Origin of the sequence: Halorubrum sp. GN11_10-6_MGM, assembly GCF_005435165.1 — an archaeon.
Classification (GTDB): domain Archaea; phylum Halobacteriota; class Halobacteria; order Halobacteriales; family Haloferacaceae; genus Halorubrum.
The window spans coordinates 1-528 of sequence record NZ_SGUC01000114.1 but is presented as its reverse complement, the minus strand read 5'-3'; the positions used below and the strand labels follow the sequence as shown (position 1 = coordinate 528).

1 pseudogene is annotated in these 528 nt (G+C 68.8%); it reads left to right on the top strand.

Going from position 1 to position 528, the window contains the following annotated elements:
* A pseudogene (locus tag EXE46_RS16310) lies at positions 1 to 528 on the top strand (hypothetical protein); the annotation flags it as partial.

The following is a 528-nucleotide window of genomic DNA, read 5'->3' as shown; positions in this document are numbered from 1 at the left end:
GCGACGGGCGCTACCTGCTCGACCAGACGCCCGCGCCCGGAGAGGGGCAGAGTTGGGAGGACTACGTGACCGGCGAGATCGACTTCTGTTCACCGGCGATGGACGAGTTCCTCGTCAACGGCGACGGGATCCCGGTGTTCACGCTCGACGACGTGAAGCCCGGCGACTCCGGCGAGGTGACGATCAGCCTCCACATCTGTGACAACCCCGCGTACGTCTACCTCGCGGGCGAGCTAACCCAGGCGGAGAACGGGCAGTCCGAGCCCGAGGCGGACGCGGACGACACGCCCGACCAGGGCGACCTCGCCGACGCCATCGAGGTCTGCGTCTGGTACGACGAGGACTGCGACAACGTGTACGAGCCCACGGGCACGGGCGAGCGGCAGGAGCTTGAGGTCGCCTTGGTCAGCGACACCTCCGGCTCGATGAGCGGCGCGAACCTTTCGGCGCTACAGGCGGCCGCAACGAGCTTCGTCGGTAACCTCTCGTCGCCGGACGAGGCCGCCGCGATCTCGTTCGCGAGCGGCG